The sequence below is a fragment of the Thetidibacter halocola genome (assembly GCF_018224955.1).
GTDB classification, from domain to species: domain Bacteria; phylum Pseudomonadota; class Alphaproteobacteria; order Rhodobacterales; family Rhodobacteraceae; genus Thetidibacter; species Thetidibacter halocola.
Genome location: NZ_JAGTUU010000001.1, coordinates 463,368 through 481,878, shown reverse-complemented (window position 1 = coordinate 481,878; position 18,511 = coordinate 463,368). Strand labels below are relative to the sequence as shown.

Sequence of the window (18,511 nt, the reverse complement as noted above, 5' to 3'; positions counted from 1 at the left end):
ATCCTCTTCGCCGGTCCTCGGAGCCGAGAGTTAGGCGGGCGGCGGCGAAACGTCCACAGTCATGTGATGCCTTGCCGCGTGACGCCGCCGCGGCTTTCGCCTACATCTTCGCCATGTTCGGAATCGAGATCATCGACGCGTCGCTACTGCCCGCCATGCTTGTGGCGCTTTTCGCTGGCGTCATTTCCTTCCTCAGCCCCTGCGTGCTGCCCATCGTGCCGCCCTACCTGGCCTTCATGTCGGGCATGACGATCACGGAAATGCAGGGCGGCGGGCGCGCGCGTGCGCGGGTCGGCATTGCCGCGCTGTTCTTCGTGCTGGGGCTCAGCACGGTCTTCGTTCTGCTCGGCTTCACCGCGTCGTGGCTTGGGTCGTTCTTCCTTCAGAACCAGGTGCTTCTGGCGCGAATGTCGGGCGTCGTCGTGATCGTCTTCGGGCTGCATTTCCTGCATGTCTTCCGCATTCCTTTCCTCGACCGCGAGGCGCGGATCGAGGCGGGCGATACCGGCGGCTCCGCCTTTGGCGCCTACCTGCTTGGGCTGGCCTTCGCCTTTGGCTGGACGCCATGCATCGGCCCGCAACTGGGCGCGATCCTCAGCCTTGCCGCCTCCGAGGCCTCGGTCGCCCGCGGAACGCTGCTGCTGGGCGTTTACGCGGCGGGGCTTGGGCTGCCCTTTCTACTGGCAGCGCTGTTCCTGAGCCGCGCGATGGGTCTGATGAACCGCATCAAGCGGCACATGGCGATGATCGAGCGAATCATGGGCGTCCTGCTGATTGCGGTGGGCCTCGCCCTTGTCACCGGCGCCTTCACCGCGCTCAGCTTCTGGCTGCTGGAAACCTTCCCGGCGCTTGGCCTGCTGGGCTGACCTGCCCGTTTCTTCTGGCTTCAGATATCCCGGGGGAGGCCCGCAGGGGCAGGGGCAGAGCCCGCGATGTCGCGCACTGATCGCCCGAGCGCCGCTCTCGCAAATGCGCATTTACTGTCGCCCGACGCCGCGCTACGCAGGTATCGTGAGCGCGTCCGAAAAGTCGCGCCCGAAATAGCCTTGCGCCTCGCCGTCGGCGCGTTCCAGACCGGCCCCGGGGTGAGGCGCCCGATGCTGTTCGATCTTGGCGCCTACGCGCCCTATGCGGCGCTGCTGCTGGTGCTTGCGGTCTTCGCGCTGTTCCTGACCGAAAGACTGGCGGCCGAGGTGGTCGCATTGTGCGGCGTGGCAGTGGCGCTGTTCCTGGGCATGGTCCCGGTCGAGGACGTGCTCAGGGCGCTGGGCAACCCGGCCCCGGCGACGATCGGCGCGATGTTCGTCATCAGCGCGGCGCTGGTGCGCACCGGCGTGCTGGACGCGGTGGCCGACCACATGAGCCGGGGGCTGACAACCCATCCCGTCCTGACCATCGTGATCTTTTTCGTCGCCGCGGGCGCGGCCTCGGCGGTGATGAACAACACGCCGGTGGTCATGGTGCTGATCCCGGTCGTCTTCGGCCTGGCGCGGCAGATGGGCACCAGCGCCTCGCGCTTTCTCATGCCGCTCAGCTTCATCGTGATCCTTGGCGGCACCTGCTCGATGATCGGCACGTCGACCAACCTCCTGGTCGATGGCGTGGCCCGAGACCTCGGCCTCGAACCTTTCGGCCTATTCGAGATCGCGCCGCTTGGCGTGCCGCTGGCCATCATCGGCGGGCTGTTCCTGGCCTTCGCCGCGCCGCGCCTGCTGCCGGCACGCATGGCGCTGGCCGAGTCGCCCGCCTTGGGAGAGCGCAAGTCCTGGACCGTGGAACTGTTCGTGCCGCCCGGTTCGGCCCTGATCGGCAAGGGCGTTCAGGCGGTGCCGGATTTCCGCCGCTCGTCCACCCGCGTGATCGACCTGATCCGGCAGGACGTCTCGCTGCGCCGCGACCTCGTCTCCGAGGTGCTGGCGGCTGGCGACAGGATCGTGCTGCGCACCTCGGATGCCGAACTGATGGGCTTTCGCACCGGCGCCGCCAACGGGCTCGAGATCGCCGGGGCAGAACTGGCCGGCACGCGCCGCAACCACGTGATCGAGGCGCTGGTGACGGCCGACAAGGGACCGGTCGCCAATCTCGGCTGGCGGCGCAAGTATCGCGTCTATCCCATCGCGCTGCATCGGCGCGGCGTGGCGGTGGACCTGGCCGAGACCGGCCTGCACCTGCAGCGGGGCGACACCGTGCTGCTGGACGGCCCGCCCGACGGGGTCGAGACGCTGGCCCGCGAGGAGGGGCTGATCCTGCTGGCCCCGGTCACGGCTCGTGCCTACCTGCGGCGCAAGGCGCCGATCGCCGTGGCGGTGCTGGCGGCGGTCGTGCTGGGCGCGGCGCTGAACCTCGCGCCGATCCTGCCGCTGGCGATCATCGGCGCGGCGGTGGTTCTGGCCACCCGCTGTGTCGAACCCGAGGAGGGTGTCGGCGCCATCGACGGCCGGCTTTTGCTGCTGGTGGTGGCGATGCTGGTGCTGGGCACCGCGCTGGAACGGACGGGCGCCATGCGCCTCATCGTCGATACGCTGGCCGGTCCGATGGCCGGGCTGCCGCCGATCCTCGCGCTGGCGATGGTCTATGTCGTGACCTCGATCCTGACCGAGGTCGTCACGAACAACGCCGTCGCCGTCATCATGACGCCGATCGCGGTGGGCATCGCGACGCAGCTGGGCCTTGACCCGCGCGCCTTCGTCGTCGCGGTGATGTTCGGCGCCAGCGCCAGTTTCGCCACGCCCATCGGCTACCAGACCAACACGATGGTCTACAACGCGGGCGGCTACCGGTTTGGCGACTTCCTGCGGCTGGGCCTGCCGATGAACATTCTGGCGGGGGCGGTGACGGTGCTGCTGGCACCGCTGATCTGGCCGCTGACCCCCTGAACCCAAGCCTTACTCTTGCCGGAAAAGCGCGCTAGCCTGCACGGAACAGAGGTACGCGCATGGCCCCGACAGAGCCGCCAGTCCAGGATGTCCATCGCCGCCGGGTGTTCTACATTCCCGGCTACGATCCGATTCATCCCCGCCGCTACCGAGAGCTCTACCGCAAGGAAGGCGCGGAGCAGGCGGCGATTTCGGGCTACGGGATCGGGCTGAAGCCGAAGAAGACCGAGGGGCCGTATGGCTGGCAGGTGGAAAGCACGATGGACGGGCGCCAGACCCACGCAGATATCGAGGTGCTGGTCTGGTCCGACATCGTGCGCGACAGCATGTCGAACTCCATCCCCGCCACCTATGGCCAGCTTGTCCGTACGACCTGGGAATACATCGCCACCGGTGCGCTGTTCCGGCTGATGCGGTTGCGCAAGGGGCCGGTGATCGCGGCGCTCTACCCGGTGGGGATGCTGCTGCTGCAACTGGTGCTGGCACTGCTGGCGGGCTGGACGGTCTATGCGCTGGCGGCCTTGGTCGAGCCGTGGCTGGGCATCGCCGCGCGGATCGCCGGCGCCCTCGGCTTCGCCGGGATGACCTGGGTCGTGCTGAACGGGTTCCGCAAGCGGGACGGCAAGTTCTTTGCCTATTACCTGATGCATGACTATGCCTATTCCGCCCGGTTCCGGGGCGCCAACCCGCCCGAGCTCGAGGCGCGCATGGCCGAGTTCGGGGACATCATCGCGCAGGCGCTGACCGAGGACGTGGATGAGGTGCTGGTCGTCGGCCATTCCTCGGGCGCGCACCTGGCGGTGTCGATCCTGGCGGACCTGATCCGCGCAGGGCGGGTGCCGGCGCTGGGGCCGAAACTGGCATTGCTCAGCCTGGGGCAGGTCGTGCCGATGGTCAGCTTCCTGCGCGACGCACATCGGCTGCGGGCCGATCTGCGGTATCTCTCGGCGCGGGAGGACCTGACCTGGGTCGACGTGACCGCGCCGGGCGATGGCTGCGCCTTTGCGCTTTGCGACCCGGTGAGCGTCTCGGGCGTGGCGCCGGAGGACAAGAAATGGCCGCTGGTGTTCTCGGCGCAGTTCACCAGGTCGCTTTCTCCCGAGAAATGGAAAGCGTTGCGCTGGCGCTTCTTCCGGCTGCATTTCCAGTATCTCTGCGCCTTCGACCGGCCGCTGGATTACGATTACTTCGCCATCACCGCCGGGCCGGTATCGCTGGGCGCGCGCTATGCCGGGCGGCCGGCCTCGGCCAGCCGGATCGACCGGGCGGTGTCGAAATACACCTCGATCGCGGCATGATCCCGCCAAAACCGCAACCGCGCGCCGATCGCGTGTCGCTGTTGCAGTATGCGCGGCTGTTCCGGCGCGACATCCTGTCGGCGCAGCCCGCGCGGCTTTATCGCGCCTGGATGGCCGAATTCCGCACGCCCTTCTTCCGTTCCTTCCTCGTGAACCAACCCGACCTTGTCGACACGGTGCTGAAGGCGCGGCCCGACGATTTCCCGAAATCCGACCGGATCGGCGCCGGGCTGCGGCCTCTTCTGGGAGAGTCGGTGTTCCTGACCAATGGCGAGACCTGGAAGCGCCAGCGCCGCATCATCGACCCCGCCTTCGAGGGTGGGCGCCTGCGCGAAACCTTTCCGGCCATGTGGCAGGCGGCGCTGTCCGCCGAGGCGCGGCTGCGCGACAGGGCGGGCGGCGTGGTCGAGATCGAGGAGATCGCCAGCCACGCCGCCGCCGACGTGATATTCCGCACGCTGTTCTCTATCCCGATCGAGGATGCGGTGGCCTCGGCGGTGTTCCACGAGTTCCGCGCCTACCAGCGCAGCCAGCCGATCCTGAACCTGGCCGCCTTCATCCCCGGCCCACGCTGGATGCCACGCCTGTTCCGCCGCGATACCCGCGCCGCCGCCCGGCGCATCCGGGCGCTGATCACCGGGCTCACCGAGCAGCGGATGCGCGCCATCGATGCGGGAACCGCGCCGGACGACCTGGCCACCAAGATCATGACGACGCGCGATCCCGTCACCGGCCAGACCTTTTCCACCGAGGAGATGGTCGATCAGGTGGCGATCTTCTTTCTTGCCGGGCACGAGACCAGCGCCTCGGCCCTGGGCTGGGCGCTGTACCTGCTGGCCTGCGCCCCCGACTGGCAGGCGCGGGTGGCGGCCGAGGGCGCGGGGCTGACCGGCGAATTCGGTGACCTGTCCAACCTGCGCGCCACGCGCGATGTATTCCGCGAGACGTTGCGCCTTTACCCGCCGGTGCCGATGATGGTGCGCGAGGCGGCCTGTCCAGAGACCTTCCGCGACCGCGCCGTGCCCCGGGGCAGCCAGATCGTGCTCAGTCCCTGGCACCTGCACCGGCACGAACGCATCTGGGACATGCCCGACGCCTTCGATCCGGCGCGCTGGCAGACCGACGAGGGCCGGCGTTGCGGGCGCGAGGCCTTCATGCCGTTTTCCGCCGGTCCGCGCGTCTGCACCGGGGCGGGCTTTGCCATGGCCGAGGGCGTGCTTCTGCTGGCACTACTACTGCGGAACCTGCGGGTCGACCTTGTTGCGGGGCGTGAACCGGTGCCACAGGCACACCTGACGGTGCGGGCAAAAGACGGCATCTGGCTGCGCGTGACCGCGCGGGATGCCTGAAATAGCGCTAACGGGCTGACATGCCTCTATATCTGGCGAAATCGCTGCGTTAAGACAAATACGACGATTTTCAGACGCCGGGAGAGCACGATGGGACAGGACGCATTCGAAGCCATGAAGCAGCAGATGAAGACCGGGCAGGGGTTCATCGCCGCACTCGACCAGTCGGGCGGCTCGACCCCGAAGGCGCTGAAGCTCTACGGCGTGGACGAAAGCGAGTATGACGGCGAAGAAGCCATGTTCGCCGAGATCCACGCGATGCGCGCCCGCATCATCCAGTCGCCGACCTTCACCCGCGACAAGGTGATCGGCGCGATCCTGTTCGAGCGCACCATGCGCGGCACGATCGAGGGCAAGCCGGTGGCGCAACTGCTGTGGGAGGACAAGGGCATCGTTCCCTTCCTCAAGATCGACAAGGGGCTGGAGGACACGGCCTATGGCGTGCAGCTGATGAAGCCGATCACCGGGCTTGACGCCACGCTGAAGGAGGCCAAGGGGTTCGGCATCTTCGGCACCAAGGAACGCTCGGTCATCCACGAGGCCAACGAACAGGGGATCGCCGCCGTGGTGGCGCAGCAGTTCGAAGTCGGCAAGCAGGTCTTTGCCGCGGGTCTCATCCCGATCCTCGAACCCGAGGTCAGCATCAAGGCTCCCGACAAGGCGCAGGCCGAGACGCTGCTCAAGGCTGACCTGATGCGGCATCTCGACGAGCTGCCCGCCGGTGTCGAGGTCATGCTGAAACTGACCATCCCGACAGAGGACGGTCTTTACGACGAGGTTGCCCTGCATCCCAAGGTGATCCGGGTCGTGGCGCTGTCGGGCGGCTATTCGACCGACGAGGCCTGCGAGCGGCTGGCGCGCCAACCCAGGATGATCGCCTCCTTCAGCCGGGCGCTGACCGAGGGCCTGTCCAAGCAGCAGTCCGAGGCCGAGTTCGACGCCGCCCTGGGCAGCAACATCGACAAGATCGCGGCCGCGTCGAAGACGGTGTGACCTGACTTTTCCAATTGTGCGCTGCGCGCGCAGGATGCTGGGACGGGACGGAGAGGTGTCAGGCCCTTCGTCCCGTTTGCTTTTGGCGGGTGGCGTATCGGCCCGGTGCCGGACGGGACGGAAACCTCAAGGAGCGAAGTCCGCCAGCCGCTTGCCCGGCTCGTCCACGAACAGGCCAGGCAGGGGGGTGAGGCTGCGGATTCGGTCGAGTGGAAAGCGCAGGAAGGCGCCCTTGGTCTCGGACCAGGCGATGCAGGTCCAGACCCGCCCCCAGTAATCCATGTGCAGCGGACGGATGTCGTGGGTCGCGTCGGGCAGGGTCACGCGCAGTTTCTGCCGGGCGCGGATCGCTGCGCGGACCTGCGGCATGTGGGCAAACCCGCGCGCGGCATCGGCGAAGGCCTCTGTCGCGAAGCCGAAAGGCGCCGGGGCGGGGCCGGCATCGGCGGGCAGCACTGCGTCGATCTTGGCCGAGAGGCTGCGCGCGGCGGGAGCCAGATCGTCGAGCGCCGAGGCACCGAGGGCGGCCAGCGCGACGTGCAGCGCATCCAGTTCGTCCACAGTCAGGTTCAGCGGCGGCAGCGTGACCGCGGCCTGCACCGTATAGCCATAGCCGCGCGCGCCCTCGACCGGCACGCCCGAGGCGGCCAGCACGTCCATGTCGCGGTAGATGGTGCGGGCGGAAACGCCGAGATCCTGCGCCAGCGCCTCGGCCGTGTGCAGGCGGCCGTCGCGCAGGCGGTCCATCAGGGCGTAGAGGCGGTCCTTGCGTTTCATGTCGGGGTTATTCTGACAGAAACCTGTCAACTGACAAGTTCATGACAAATACAGCCTCGCGCGATGCGTTTTGGCGCTTTCCCATGGCGGGCGGAGCCACTAGATACCCGCAGTGGAAATGATCGCGGGCCGGCTGGCCCGCTGGCAAGGAGAGACCACATGGGTATCGGAAATATCGGCCTGCCGGGCCTTCTGCTGATCGCCGTCGTCGTGCTGGTGCTGTTCGGGCGCGGCAAGATCTCGGCGCTGATGGGCGAGGTCGGCAAGGGCATCACCGCCTTCAAGAAGGGCGTGAGCGAAGGCGGCCAGGAGATCGAGGAACAGAAGTCCACCGCGGCGAAGGACGTGACCCCCGCCGAGGAAAAAGACAAGGGATAACCCCGCATGTTCGATCTGGGCTTTGGCGAGCTGCTGGTCATCGGGATCGTGGCGCTGATCGTCGTGGGTCCGAAGGACCTGCCGGTTTTGTTCCGCAACGTGGGCCGCTTCATGGGCAAGGCGCGCGGCATGGCGCGCGAGTTCAGCCGCGCTATGAACGAGGCCGCCGACGAGGCGGGCGTGAAGGACATCCAGAAGACGCTGAAGACCGCGACGAATCCGGTAGGCTCGGCCATGGACGGCGTCAAGGATGCCGCCCGGGCGATGACCGACATCAAGCCGGATAGCGCTACGGGCAAGCTGTCGGCCGAGCGCGAGGAGGCCCGCCGCAAGATCGAGGCCAGCACCGCGCGCGCCGCCGCCGAACGCAAGACGCGCGAGGCGCGCGAGGCGATGGAACGGGCCGAGGCGCTGGAAAAGGCGCTGGCCGATCAGCCGAAGAAAGAGGGTGAGGCATGAGCCGACCCGCACAGGACGACATCGACGACAGCAGCGCCCCGCTGATCGAGCACCTGGCCGAGCTGCGCACGCGGCTCATCCGGTCGGTGCTGGCGCTGTTCGCCGGTATCTGCATCATCTTCATCCCCATCCAGGGCGATTTCATCGCCGAGCACATCCTGCGATTCCTGCTGGGGCCGATCGAGGCGACGCTGCGCGCGCTGGGGGATCCGGCGCCGACGCTGCAATACACCAGCCCGCAGGAATACCTGTTCGTGCTGTTCCGCATCGGTCTGGTCTTCGGCTTTGCGCTGGCCTTTCCGGTGATCGCGCACCAGATGTGGCGCTTCATCGCGCCGGGGCTCTACAAGTCGGAAAAGAACGCCTTCCTGCCCTTCGTCATCGCCTCGCCGGTGATGTTCCTGCTGGGCGCGAGTTTCGCGCATTTTGTGGTCACGCCGCTGGCCATGTCCTTTTTCCTGGGTTTCACCGATGCACCGTCGCTGTTCGCGAACCTCATGGCGGGGTCCGTTGACGCGCCGGGCGGCGCGGCGGCCGTGGTGCCGACAACCGATTCCGGGCTGAAGATCACCTTCTTCGGCAAGGTGAACGAAAGCCTGCAAACCTCGCTGGTCTTCATCATGGCCTTTGGCCTGTGTTTCCAGCTGCCGGTGCTGCTGACGCTGATGGGCAAGGCCGGGCTGGTTTCGGCGCAGGGGCTGGGCGCCGTGCGCAAATACGCCATGGTCGGCATCCTGGTGCTGGCGGCGGTCGTGACCCCGCCGGACGTGGTGACGCAGATGATCCTGTTCAGCGTCGTCTACGGCCTTTACGAGGTGTCCATCATCCTTGTCCGTCGCGTGGAAAAGAAGCGCGAGAAGGACCTGCGCGCGCAGGGCCTGTGGTTCGAGGACGACCCCGAGGAATTCGACGACCCGCTGATGCGCGAGTTCGACGAGGACGACAAGCCGGAGGGCGCGCGCAAGTGACCGACCTGGAACGGATTGCGGCGGCGCTGGAGCGGCTGGCTCCGGCGCCGCTCGAGGCACCGGATTTCTCTGCGGCCGAGGCCTTTGTCTGGCATGTCGCGCCCGACCGGCTGGAGCCGGTGGCGCAGGTCAGCCGGGTGCCGCTGGACCTGCTGGTGGGGATCGAGCGCACGCGCGACACTCTGGTGCAGAACACCCGCCAGTTCGCCCGCGGCCTGCCGGCGAACAACGCGCTGCTCTGGGGGTCGCGCGGGATGGGAAAATCCAGCGTGGTCAAGGCTGTGCATGCCGCCGTTCGCGCCGAGGGCCATGACCTGAAACTGGTGGAATTACAGCGCGAGGACCTGCCCTCGGTCGGGCGGCTGCTCAACCTCCTGCGCGCGTCCGACTGCCGTTTCGTGCTGTTCTGCGACGACCTGTCGTTCAGCCATGACGACCAACATTACAAGAGCCTCAAGGCCGTGCTGGATGGCGGGGTCGAGGGGCGGCCCGAGAACGTGGTGTTCTACGCCACCTCGAACCGTCGCCACCTGATGCCGCGCGACATGATCGAGAACGAGCGGTCCTCAGCGATCAACCCCTCCGAGGCGGTCGAGGAAAAGGTGTCGCTGTCGGACCGTTTCGGCCTCTGGCTGGGCTTCCATCCCTGCACGCAGGACCAGTATCTGGCGATGATCGACGGCTATTGCGCGGCCTATGGCGTGACGGTGGATCCGGCGCGCCTGCGCGCCGAGGCGATCGAATGGCAGGCCACGCGCGGTGCGCGCTCGGGCCGGGTGGCCTGGCAATTCTTTGTCGATCTGGCTGGGCGCGAGGGCGTGGCGCTGGGCTGAGGCCCGGGTTCAGGTCGCCTCGGCGCTGGCCAGGCGGTTCATGCCCTGCCGCGCCAAGTCCGCCACCAGCGCGGCGGTATCCACCTTCTGCACAGGAACACCGGCACTGAGCGCCAGCGCGGCGGCGGTTCCCGTCGCCTGGCCCATCGCCATGCACTGCGGCATCCCCCGGACCGAGGCGAAGGCCACCGGGTCTGCCGAAAGGATGCGCCCGGCGAACATCAGGTTCGGCACCGTTTCGGGCAGCAGGCTGCGGAAGGGGATGGTGTAGTAGCCGCCCTTGTCGAGCGCGGCCTCGTGCGTCATGCCAGAGCCCGCGCGCATCACGTCGTCCACCGGGTTGTCGCAGGCGACGATTCCGTCGGAGAATTTCCGGCCCTGCGCCAGGTCCGCGCCGGTCAGACGGTAGGCGCCGTGCAGCTTGCGCGTCTCGCGCACGCCGATGGTGGGTGACAACTGCGTCATGTGCGCGGCCTCGAAGCCCGGCACGTCGCTGCGCAGGAACGCGGCCAGCGCACGGCAGCGGCGGCGGCCTTCCTGGGTGGCCTCGGTCACCGCCTGCGGATCGGTGCCATCGACGCCGCGCACATGGACCGAGTTGCAAAAGACGTCGCCCGGATGCAGCCCCTTCATCAGGTAGATGCGCCCCAGGTCGGGATGCAGGCGGCCCTCGGCCACACCGCGGGCGGCATGGCGGGTGAAATAGGGGTCAGGCTCGGCAAAGACGCGGTCCCAGTCGGCGCCGATCATGTGGAAGGACACGGTGACAGCCATCATGGCGCCCGTCGCGTCGCCCAGCGTGCAGGGCACGCCGGCCTTCGCCGACAGGTCGCCGTCGCCGGAACAGTCGATCACGATGGCAGCCCGGATGGTGAACGGCCCGTTGCGATCATATCCCTGCACGGCGGCAATGCGTGGCCCGTCCATCAGAGGTGCCGTCGCCACGGCGCCCAGCCGCGTCCGCACCCCGGCTTCGCGCAGCATCTCGAACATCTCGAGCGTCGCGAGTTCGTGGTCATAGATCACCTCGGGCCCGAAGTTTTCCAGAGTGCAGGGGCGCGTTTCGGCGGCGGGTGGCTCCATCGCGGCCAGCCGGTCGGTCAACTCGGCAAAGAGCCCGCCGATGCTGCGCCCGACCGGATAGCCGCCGCCCCAAGGCATGCCGGGGCAGAAGGCCATGACGCCGCCCACCTTGCTTGTCGCCTCGAGAAGCGTGACCCGCAGGCCCAGCCGCCCGGCGGAAACGGCTGCGCCGAACCCGGCGGTGCCGCCTCCGACAACCAGGACATCCGTGTCTTCCTGCCGGTCCGTGTCGCTGCCCATCCCGTCCTGCCTTTGCATGTGCGCCGCGTCCGGTCATCAGACCATCGGTCAGGGTCGCCTGGCAAGCCCGCCGAGCGGTGCCGAGATTATTGCAGGTAGCCCATTGGATCGACGCTGTCGAAACCCTTGCGGACCTCGAAATGCAGGAAGGCGGGATCGCCTGCGCGGACCTTGCCGATGCTCTGGCCGCGGCTGACCTGGTCGCCCTTCTGGATCGTCAGCCCGTCGAGATGGGTGTAGATCGTCAGCACATCGTCGGGGTGGCGGATCACCACGATGTTGACGTTCTCGGTGTTCTTGGTGATCGCCGCCACCTGGCCTGAGGCCGCGGCCTTGACCGGCGTGCCGGCGCTGGCGCCGATGTCGATGCCCTCGTTCCTGCCCTTTGCGTATTCGCGGATGATCCGCCCGTCGACCGGCATCGCCATCGCGGCGTTGCTGGTTCGGGTCTGGCTCTGGCCGATATCGGCCACGGGTTTCGCTGCCGGGGCGGGTTTCGCGGCCGCCGCGGCGGGCGGCGTCTCCGCCGGGAGCGGTTTGGTGGAGGAGGGCGGCACCGGCGTCGGGGAACCGCTGCCCGGCGTGGTGGTCGCTGCGGCCTGCGTGGCGCGCGGCGCCTCGGCGGCGGCGGGGATCATCAGGAACTGGCCTTCGCGCAGGGCGAAATCCTTGTCCAGCCCGTTCCACTCCGCCAGGGCCCGCGGGCTGACATTGTAGAGTCGTGCGATGGTAAAGGCGGTCTCGCCCCGCTCGACGCGGTGACGCACGGGCTCCAGCCCGGTCTGGACCGGGGCGGTCCCGGCGGCAGAGGGCGCGGCGCGGTCGATTGCGGCACCGGCCAGCGTGGTGACATCGACCTGGCTGGCCGGCCGGATCGGCCCGGTGATCGCGGCGCCGGTCGCGGGCGAGGGTTCGGCCACGCGGCGGGGCAGGGCGATAACCTCTCCGCCACGCAGGGGGTCTGTCTCGCGCACGCCGTTGTAACGGGCAAGCTCGGCCGCGGACAGGCCGACGCGCTGCGCGAGGCTGGCCACCGTGTCGCCGCGCTGCGCCACCGCGACCTGGTAGCTCGGGTAGGAGATGACGCCGCGATTGTCGGGGCTCGGCCGGTCGGCCGTGGCGGTCTGGGCCGCCGCCGCGGTGTCGAGGCTGCCTCCCATCCGCCCCCGCATGTCCAGGTCGATCGGGCCGGAACAGGCCGACAGGGCGGCGATCACGGCCAGGGCAGAGCCAAGGCGCAGGCGATGCGTCACGGGAATGGCGGTCATGGAACCCTCTCGATGTCCTCGCATGCACCCCTTGTTCGCCGGGTCGTCATGCCATGGTGGCGCGCCGGACGCGCCGTTCAATCCTTGCCCAGACCCTCGACCAGCGGCACGAAGCGGACCGGGCGCAACTCGTCATAATCGAACCCGCCCTCGTGGCGGGTCACGCGGATCAGGCTTTGCACGGCATCGCTCTGGCCCACGGGCAAGACCATGATACCGCCAATCTTCAACTGGGCCAATAGGGGCCCGGGCGGATCCTCGGCCGCGGCGGTCACGATGATACGATCAAAGGGCGCCTGATCCTGCAGGCCAAAGCTGCCGTCGGCGGTGAAGGCGGTGATGTTGGTCAGGGCCAGGTCGTCGAACACGGCGCGGGCCGATGCCACCAGCCGCTTGTGCCGGTCGACCGTGTAGACCCGCCGCGCCAGCAGCGCGAGGATCGCCGCTTGGTAGCCCGATCCCGTGCCGACCTCGAGCACCTTGTCGCGCGGGCTGACCGCCAGCGCCTGCGTCATCAGCCCCACGACCGACGGCTGCGAGATCGTCTGCCCGCAGGCGATCGGCAGGGGCATGTCCTCATAGGCGCGGTCGGCGAAATAGCCCTGCACGAAACGGCCACGGTCGATCCGCTCCATCGCGTCCAGCACACGGTTGTCGGTCACGCCCTTGGACCGCAGCGTGAAAAGAAACTGCATCTTGGTCTCTGCGTCGAAACTCATCCGAAGGCCCGCGACAGGCTGTCCAGGGCATCATGCGCCGTCAGGTCGGCCCGCATCGGCGTGACCGAGACATAGCCCGCCAGGTTCACGCCCGCGTCGCTGTCGGGCGCGACCGGCGCGCGCTGGTCGCCACCGCGCACCCAGATGAAGCGCCGCCCCGTGGGCGACAGCTGCGCCTCGGCGGCAAAACGGGTGTTTTCGCGCATGCCCTGCGGCACGACGCGCACGCCCTGCACCTCGGCCGCCGGAACGGGCGGGAAATTGACGTTGTAGAACAGGCGATAGCCGTCCTGGCCGGGCGGATCGGCGGCAAGGATGCGGCGCACCACGTCGACGCCATGCCGGGCCGAGGCCTCGAACGGGTTCTTCAGCGTCGCGGTGCGCGGGCCCAGGTATTGCGACAGCGCGATGGCCGGCAAGCCCTGCAACGCGCCTTCCAGCGCGCCGCCCAGCGTGCCGGAATAGAGCGCGTTCTCGGCCGAGTTGTTGCCCCGGTTCACCCCCGATAGGATCAGGTCGGGCGGCGTGTCCTTGAGCACGTCATGCAGCCCGGCGAGGACACAGTCGGCGGGGCTGCCCTCGGCCGCGAAACGGCGGGGCCCCAGCTGCGCGATCATCGTGGGATGCACGTAGGAGATGCAATGCGCGACGCCCGATTGCTCGAAGGCGGGGGCCACTGTCCAGACCTCGCCCTGCGGGCCGGCGATCTCGCGCGCGATGGCCTCCAGCACCTCGAGGCCCGGAGCGTTGATGCCGTCGTCATTGGTCAGAAGAATGCGCATGTGCCCGTGCCCCTTGTTTGTTTCTCCATAGGGAAACCGGGGCATCTGGGCAAGCGGGGCGCCGCCCGTGCGGCGCCGCCGGTGCCGGAGTGTGGCCTAGACGATCTGCGGCAGCAGGCGCGCGGCCTCGTCACGGGGCGTGGCAAGCGGGGCGCGATCCTCGCCGGGGAAGAACCGCGCGCGGGTGGCAGTGGCCATCGGCTGCGGGGTCAGGATGCGGACGCGGGGGCCGGTGCGCTCTGTTTCGGCGGCCCAGCTGCGCGCCAGCGCGATCTGCCCGGCCTTGGTCGTGCCGTAATGGCCAAAGAACCGCTCGCCGCCACGCGGGTCGTCGAAGAAGACGGCGGTGCCGCTCTCGCCCAGCAGGGCCGCGACGAAGGGGATCATGTGGCCCATCGCGTCGAGATTGGTCGACACGGATTTCTGCCAGTCCTTCGCGTCCAGGTGCGCCGCCGGGGTCAGCGGGGCGGCATGGATTGCCGTGTGGACCCAGAGGTCCAGCTTGCCCCAGCGATCATGCACCGAGCGGCACAGATGGGCCATCGCATCGCGGTTGGTGATGTCCATGGGCGCAAGCGTGGCCTCGCCGCCCTTTTCCTTGATGCGGTCGTCGAGATCCTCGAGGCCGCCCACGGTGCGGGCGACGGCGAGGACGTGATACTCGGGCGCAAGCGCCTCGGCCAGGGCAAAGCCCAGGCCGCGCGACGCGCCGGTGATGAGGGCGAGCTTGGTCATGCGCGCGGTTTGCAGCGCCGGCGCGGCAAGGTCAAGCGCCTTGCGCATGGGTCGCTTCAGCCCAGGATGCCGGGCCAGTTCGCCTCGCCCTTGGCGATGTTGCCGGGCACGTCCTGCAACCACAACTCGCGGGCCCGCAGGTTGGCGTTGAGATAGAGCTTGCCCTCGTAGAGCGTCCACGCCTCCGGCATCGTCGGCGCAAGGTAGCCGCGCGAGGCGGCAAAGGCGCAGTAGCCGCCGAATTGCGGGGCGAATGCCTCAGGCGTGGCGGCGAAGGCGGCGGCGTTCTCGGCATTGGCAAACTGCCAGATGGCGCCCATCCAGTCGACCTTGTGGTAAGCGTCGCCCGTCACCGGGCCGTTACCGGCGAAATAGGCAACCGCGTCGGACCCGTCGATGGCGATACCGCCTTCCTGGTAGATCTCGGACTCCCGTGCCAGGGCGGGGCGGGTGGTGATCAGCAACGCGGGCGTGGCCATGGCAAGGCGTAGGGCATGGCGGCGGGTCAGGGCGGTCATGGTCGGTCCTCCTCGGGGTGTGTGCCCGCAAGGTGGCCGCCTTCGCACCGCCGCGAAAGGGGGCTGGCGGCGATGTGAGCGTCGCGGGCGCTTCCGTGAAAGCCTGTAACAAACCCCTCCGGTTGCCTCAGGGCAGGCGCAGACGCTGCGACTGGCCCGCGCGGACCAGCGTCAGGGTGGTCTCGTCGATGGCGCGCACCTCTGCATCGCCGAGACGGTCGCCCACGCGCAGCTGTTCGGTCTTGCCCGAGGGCAGGCGGACCAACGCCTGCGGCGCCTCGGCCTTGCCGAAGACGCCCAGCAGCAGCGGCGCGCCGGTGTTCAGCGAGACGCTGCGCGTGGCATTGCGCGCCACAAAGGCCGTGGCCTCGCCCGAGGCGGTCTCGGCGCTGGCGCGCAGGAGGCGCGAGGAGGGCCGCGTGTGGGCCCGAAGGAATTTCGGTTGCATGATGTCCTGGTCGTTGATGCTGCGGTGCGGCATCTAGCGACGGGCATCGGGGGGCGAAAGAGGTCATGCTGCAGTGCGGCATAGTCTCGCCTGTCACGGGCAACAGCCGGCGCGCTTTCGCCGAGGGCGCGGATCAATCCGGCGTGATCGTCCTTGCGGGTCGGCCTATTCGGCCGCCTTCATCTTGAAGCCCTGCTCCAGCATGTCCGCAGGTTTCACCGGGTATTCGCCCGAGAAGCAGGCGTCGCAATATTGCGGGCAGGAGGCGTTGCGGCCCTGCGCCTCGCCCACGGCGCGGTAAAGCCCATCAAGCGAGATGAATTTCAGGCTGTCCACGCCCAGGTGCACGCGCATCTCGTCCTCGGACATGGTGGCGGCCAGCAGCTTTTCGCGCTGTGGCGTGTCCACGCCGTAGAAACACGGCCAGGCGGTGGGAGGGGATGCGATGCGGAAGTGCACCTCGGCCGCGCCGGCATCGAGGATCATTTCCTTGATCTTGCGGCTGGTGGTGCCGCGCACGACCGAGTCGTCGACCAGGATCACCCGCTTGCCCTGGATCAGGGCACGGTTGACGTTGAGCTTCAACCGGACGCCCATGTTGCGGATCTGCTCGGTCGGCTCGATGAAGGTGCGGCCCATGTACTGGTTGCGGATGATGCCCATGCCGTAAGGGATGCCACTTTCATGCGCGAATCCGATGGCGGCGGGCGTGCCGCTGTCGGGCACGGGGCAGACGAGGTCGGCGTCCATCGGCGCCTCGCGTGCCAGTTCCACACCGATCTGGCGCCGCGTCTCATAGACCGACCGGCCGCCGATGATGCTGTCGGGGCGCGAGAAATACACATGTTCGAAGATGCAGAAGCGCGGCGGCTGCGGGCGGAACGGGCGGATCGACTCGACGCCCTTGGCAGCGGTGATGACGACCATTTCGCCCGGCTCGATCTCGCGCACGAACTCGGCGCCGATGATGTCCAGCGCGCAGGTCTCGGACGACAGGCACCAGCCGTCGCCCACCTTGCCCAGAACCAGCGGGCGCACGCCCAGCGGGTCGCGCACGCCGATCAGCTTGGTCCGCGTCATGGCGACGACGCTGAACGCGCCCTCGACCCGGCGCAGCGCATCCTCCATCCGGGCGGGAATGTCGCGCTGCAACGACCGCGCCATCAGGTGGATTATGCATTCGCTGTCGCTGGAGGACTGGAAGATCGAGCCGCGCTCGATCAGCTCGCGGCGCAGTGCGTTGGCATTGGTGATGTTGCCGTTATGCGCGATGGCCGCGCCGCCCATGCTGAACTCGCCAAAGAAGGGCTGCACGTCGCGGATCGCGGTCTGGCCCTTCGATCCGGCGGTGGAATAACGCACATGGCCGATGGCGATGGTGCCGGGCAGCGTCTCCATCAGCGACTGCTTGGTGAAGTTGTCGCGCACATAGCCAAAGCGGCGCGCGCTGTTGAAGCCGGTGTCGGGCGCGTAGGACACGATCCCGCCCGCCTCTTGCCCGCGATGTTGCAGCGCGTGCAGGCCGAGGGCGACGAAGTTGGCGGCGTCGGTCACGCCAACGACACCGAAGATGCCGCATTCCTCGTGCAGGGTATCGCCATCCTCCGTCACGGCGTCGAAATCGAAGGGGTGGGCAGGGGGCATGAGGGGGTTGGTCAAGGGCGGCATCCCGAATCCGGTGGCAGCGTCAGGGCCTCACATAAGCGACGGGGCGCGCCATGTCACGAAACGATCACACGATGTTGCATGTTTGCATGGCCGATTCGGGGGAATTTGCATGCTTTTGCTTTTTTCAGGGCGCCGGGCGTGGCATGATCGGCGTATGACACAGGATCCGTCGCACCGCCGTCCACGCCTGTTTTCCGCCGCCAACTGGGGGCAGGTGACGCTGCCCCTGCTCGGGCTGGCCTTACCGGGCGGCGCGCAGGCCGTGTCGCAGGATGAATTCCGGTTCGACGGCCGCGCCCCGGAGCCGAGCCATGACCTGATCGACATACTGCCCGGAATGGTGCGGCATTTCGGTTCGGTCGATCACCACATGGCGGCGCGGGATATGGCAGTGGCGGCGGATGGCTCTGCCTGGGTCGAGATGCCGGAACCGGACGCGCCGGACACGGCGCAGGCCGACGACCTGCCCACCGTACTGGCCGAGGACGACGCGGCGCAATAGGCTCAGGCGTCGTTCGCGCCCGGTTCCTGGCACACGCCGACCAACTGCTCGTATTGCGTCGTGATCCAGCCCAGCGCCGCCTCGGGGTTCTGTTCCTCGATCCGGTCGGTGAAGCGCGAGAAAATCGCCGCCGAACGCGAGTCGTTGATCACCGGAATGTCCTGCGCGGTGATGACGGTCTGGTAGACGAAGAAGCCCACCGCAACCAGCAGGATGCCCCGCGCCACGCCAAAGAAGAAGCCCAGCGCCTGGTCCAGCCCACCGAGGGCGGATCGCTGCACGATGGACGAGAACAGCGGCGTGAACAGCGACACCACGACCAGCGCCAGAGTGAACACCGCCGCGAAGGAGGCGATGATGCCCAGTTCGCAGCTGTCGCGCAGGAAATCACCCACCACGGGGATTTCCTTCATCAGGGGCTGCGCCTGCGGCGCGAACATGAAGGCGAGGATCGCCGCGACGACCCAGCCCGCGATCGCCATGGCCTCGCGCACGAGGCCGCGCGAATAGGCCAGAAGCGCCGACATGACGATGATGACGGCCACCGCGCCGTCGACGATCGTGAAGCCTTCCATGCGTCCCTCGTCCTCTTGCCTGCCGGTGCCGCGCGGCGGCCC

General features: G+C 68.1%; 20 protein-coding genes. 10 read left to right on the top strand and 10 right to left on the bottom strand.

Translation table 11 applies throughout. The features are described from left to right. Positions 1-113 precede the first annotated feature (113 nt). From KB874_RS02125 to KB874_RS02105, 5 genes are all read left to right on the top strand, one after another. The gene (locus tag KB874_RS02125) at positions 114-866 is read left to right on the top strand and encodes a cytochrome c biogenesis CcdA family protein (protein ID WP_212535308.1); all 753 of its coding nucleotides are present in this window, start codon (positions 114-116) and stop codon (positions 864-866) included. Positions 867-1,097: 231 nt separating this feature from the next. After that, positions 1,098-2,876: an SLC13 family permease gene (locus tag KB874_RS02120; protein ID WP_212534882.1), complete on the top strand. Its 1,779-nt coding sequence runs from the start codon at positions 1,098-1,100 to the stop codon at positions 2,874-2,876. 59 nt (positions 2,877-2,935) lie between these two features. Continuing rightward, entirely contained in the window at positions 2,936-4,174 is a 1,239-nt protein-coding gene (locus tag KB874_RS02115; RefSeq protein ID WP_212534881.1) for a hypothetical protein, read from the top strand. Further along, entirely contained in the window at positions 4,171-5,523 is a 1,353-nt protein-coding gene (locus KB874_RS02110; protein ID WP_212534880.1) for a cytochrome P450, read from the top strand. Before KB874_RS02115 ends, KB874_RS02110 begins: the two co-directional genes overlap by 4 nt. A 90-nt stretch (positions 5,524-5,613) precedes the next feature. Further along, positions 5,614-6,516, top strand: coding sequence for a fructose bisphosphate aldolase (locus KB874_RS02105; RefSeq protein ID WP_212534879.1), 903 nt, complete (start codon positions 5,614-5,616; stop codon positions 6,514-6,516). 126 nt (positions 6,517-6,642) lie between these two features. On the opposite strand, the gene KB874_RS02100 is transcribed toward KB874_RS02105, so the two are convergent. After that, on the bottom strand, positions 6,643-7,293 hold the full coding sequence (locus KB874_RS02100) for a helix-turn-helix transcriptional regulator (protein WP_212534878.1): 651 nt from the start codon (positions 7,291-7,293) through the stop codon (positions 6,643-6,645). Between the two features lie 159 nt (positions 7,294-7,452). Between KB874_RS02100 and KB874_RS02095 the strand changes: the two genes are divergently transcribed. From KB874_RS02095 to KB874_RS02080, 4 genes are read left to right on the top strand one after another with little or no spacing between them, the layout of a single operon-like run. Continuing rightward, on the top strand, positions 7,453-7,671 hold the full coding sequence (locus tag KB874_RS02095) for a twin-arginine translocase TatA/TatE family subunit (protein ID WP_212534877.1): 219 nt from the start codon (positions 7,453-7,455) through the stop codon (positions 7,669-7,671). Positions 7,672-7,677: 6 nt separating this feature from the next. Beyond that, positions 7,678-8,130, top strand: coding sequence for a Sec-independent protein translocase protein TatB (gene tatB, locus KB874_RS02090; RefSeq protein WP_212534876.1), 453 nt, complete (start codon positions 7,678-7,680; stop codon positions 8,128-8,130). Then, positions 8,127-9,098: a twin-arginine translocase subunit TatC gene (tatC, locus tag KB874_RS02085; RefSeq protein ID WP_212534875.1), complete on the top strand. Its 972-nt coding sequence runs from the start codon at positions 8,127-8,129 to the stop codon at positions 9,096-9,098. The genes tatB and tatC overlap by 4 nt, the downstream gene beginning before the upstream one ends. After that, entirely contained in the window at positions 9,095-9,931 is an 837-nt protein-coding gene (locus KB874_RS02080) for an ATP-binding protein (RefSeq protein WP_212534874.1), read from the top strand. The genes tatC and KB874_RS02080 overlap by 4 nt, the downstream gene beginning before the upstream one ends. 9 nt (positions 9,932-9,940) lie before the next feature. Here the strand turns inward: KB874_RS02080 and KB874_RS02075 are convergent, their stop codons facing one another. The 8 genes from KB874_RS02075 to purF all read right to left on the bottom strand — a co-directional run bounded on the left by KB874_RS02075 (position 9,941) and on the right by purF (position 17,368). Further along, complete coding sequence (locus KB874_RS02075; RefSeq protein ID WP_212534873.1) at positions 9,941-11,254, bottom strand: FAD-dependent oxidoreductase; 1,314 nt, start codon at positions 11,252-11,254, stop codon at positions 9,941-9,943. A gap of 86 nt (positions 11,255-11,340) precedes the next feature. Further along, a complete protein-coding gene (locus KB874_RS02070; RefSeq protein WP_212534872.1) occupies positions 11,341-12,522 on the bottom strand; it encodes a peptidoglycan DD-metalloendopeptidase family protein in 1,182 nt (393 codons plus the stop codon). A gap of 77 nt (positions 12,523-12,599) precedes the next feature. Then, positions 12,600-13,241, bottom strand: a complete 642-nt coding sequence (locus KB874_RS02065; protein ID WP_212534871.1) for a protein-L-isoaspartate(D-aspartate) O-methyltransferase — start codon at positions 13,239-13,241, stop codon at positions 12,600-12,602. Next, complete coding sequence (gene surE / locus KB874_RS02060) at positions 13,238-14,023, bottom strand: 5'/3'-nucleotidase SurE (RefSeq protein WP_212534870.1); 786 nt, start codon at positions 14,021-14,023, stop codon at positions 13,238-13,240. Before surE ends, KB874_RS02065 begins: the two co-directional genes overlap by 4 nt. A 96-nt stretch (positions 14,024-14,119) precedes the next feature. Continuing rightward, positions 14,120-14,806, bottom strand: coding sequence for an SDR family NAD(P)-dependent oxidoreductase (locus KB874_RS02055; protein WP_428849221.1), 687 nt, complete (start codon positions 14,804-14,806; stop codon positions 14,120-14,122). Between the two features lie 8 nt (positions 14,807-14,814). Beyond that, positions 14,815-15,276 carry a YHS domain-containing (seleno)protein gene (locus KB874_RS02050; protein ID WP_212534869.1) on the bottom strand — a complete coding sequence of 154 codons (462 nt, stop codon included), beginning with the start codon at positions 15,274-15,276 and terminating at the stop codon, positions 14,815-14,817. A gap of 127 nt (positions 15,277-15,403) precedes the next feature. Continuing rightward, positions 15,404-15,757: an amidophosphoribosyltransferase gene (locus KB874_RS02045; RefSeq protein WP_212534868.1), complete on the bottom strand. Its 354-nt coding sequence runs from the start codon at positions 15,755-15,757 to the stop codon at positions 15,404-15,406. 132 nt (positions 15,758-15,889) lie between these two features. After that, positions 15,890-17,368 carry an amidophosphoribosyltransferase gene (gene purF / locus KB874_RS02040; RefSeq protein ID WP_212535306.1) on the bottom strand — a complete coding sequence of 493 codons (1,479 nt, stop codon included), beginning with the start codon at positions 17,366-17,368 and terminating at the stop codon, positions 15,890-15,892. Positions 17,369-17,546: 178 nt separating this feature from the next. Here purF and KB874_RS02035 point away from each other — a divergent pair, with 178 nt between their 5' ends. Further along, a complete protein-coding gene (locus KB874_RS02035) occupies positions 17,547-17,894 on the top strand; it encodes a hypothetical protein (RefSeq protein ID WP_212534867.1) in 348 nt (115 codons plus the stop codon). Between the two features lie 2 nt (positions 17,895-17,896). Here KB874_RS02035 and KB874_RS02030 read toward each other — a convergent pair whose 3' ends face one another. Beyond that, positions 17,897-18,469 carry a CvpA family protein gene (locus tag KB874_RS02030; protein WP_212534866.1) on the bottom strand — a complete coding sequence of 191 codons (573 nt, stop codon included), beginning with the start codon at positions 18,467-18,469 and terminating at the stop codon, positions 17,897-17,899. Positions 18,470-18,511 lie beyond the last annotated feature (42 nt).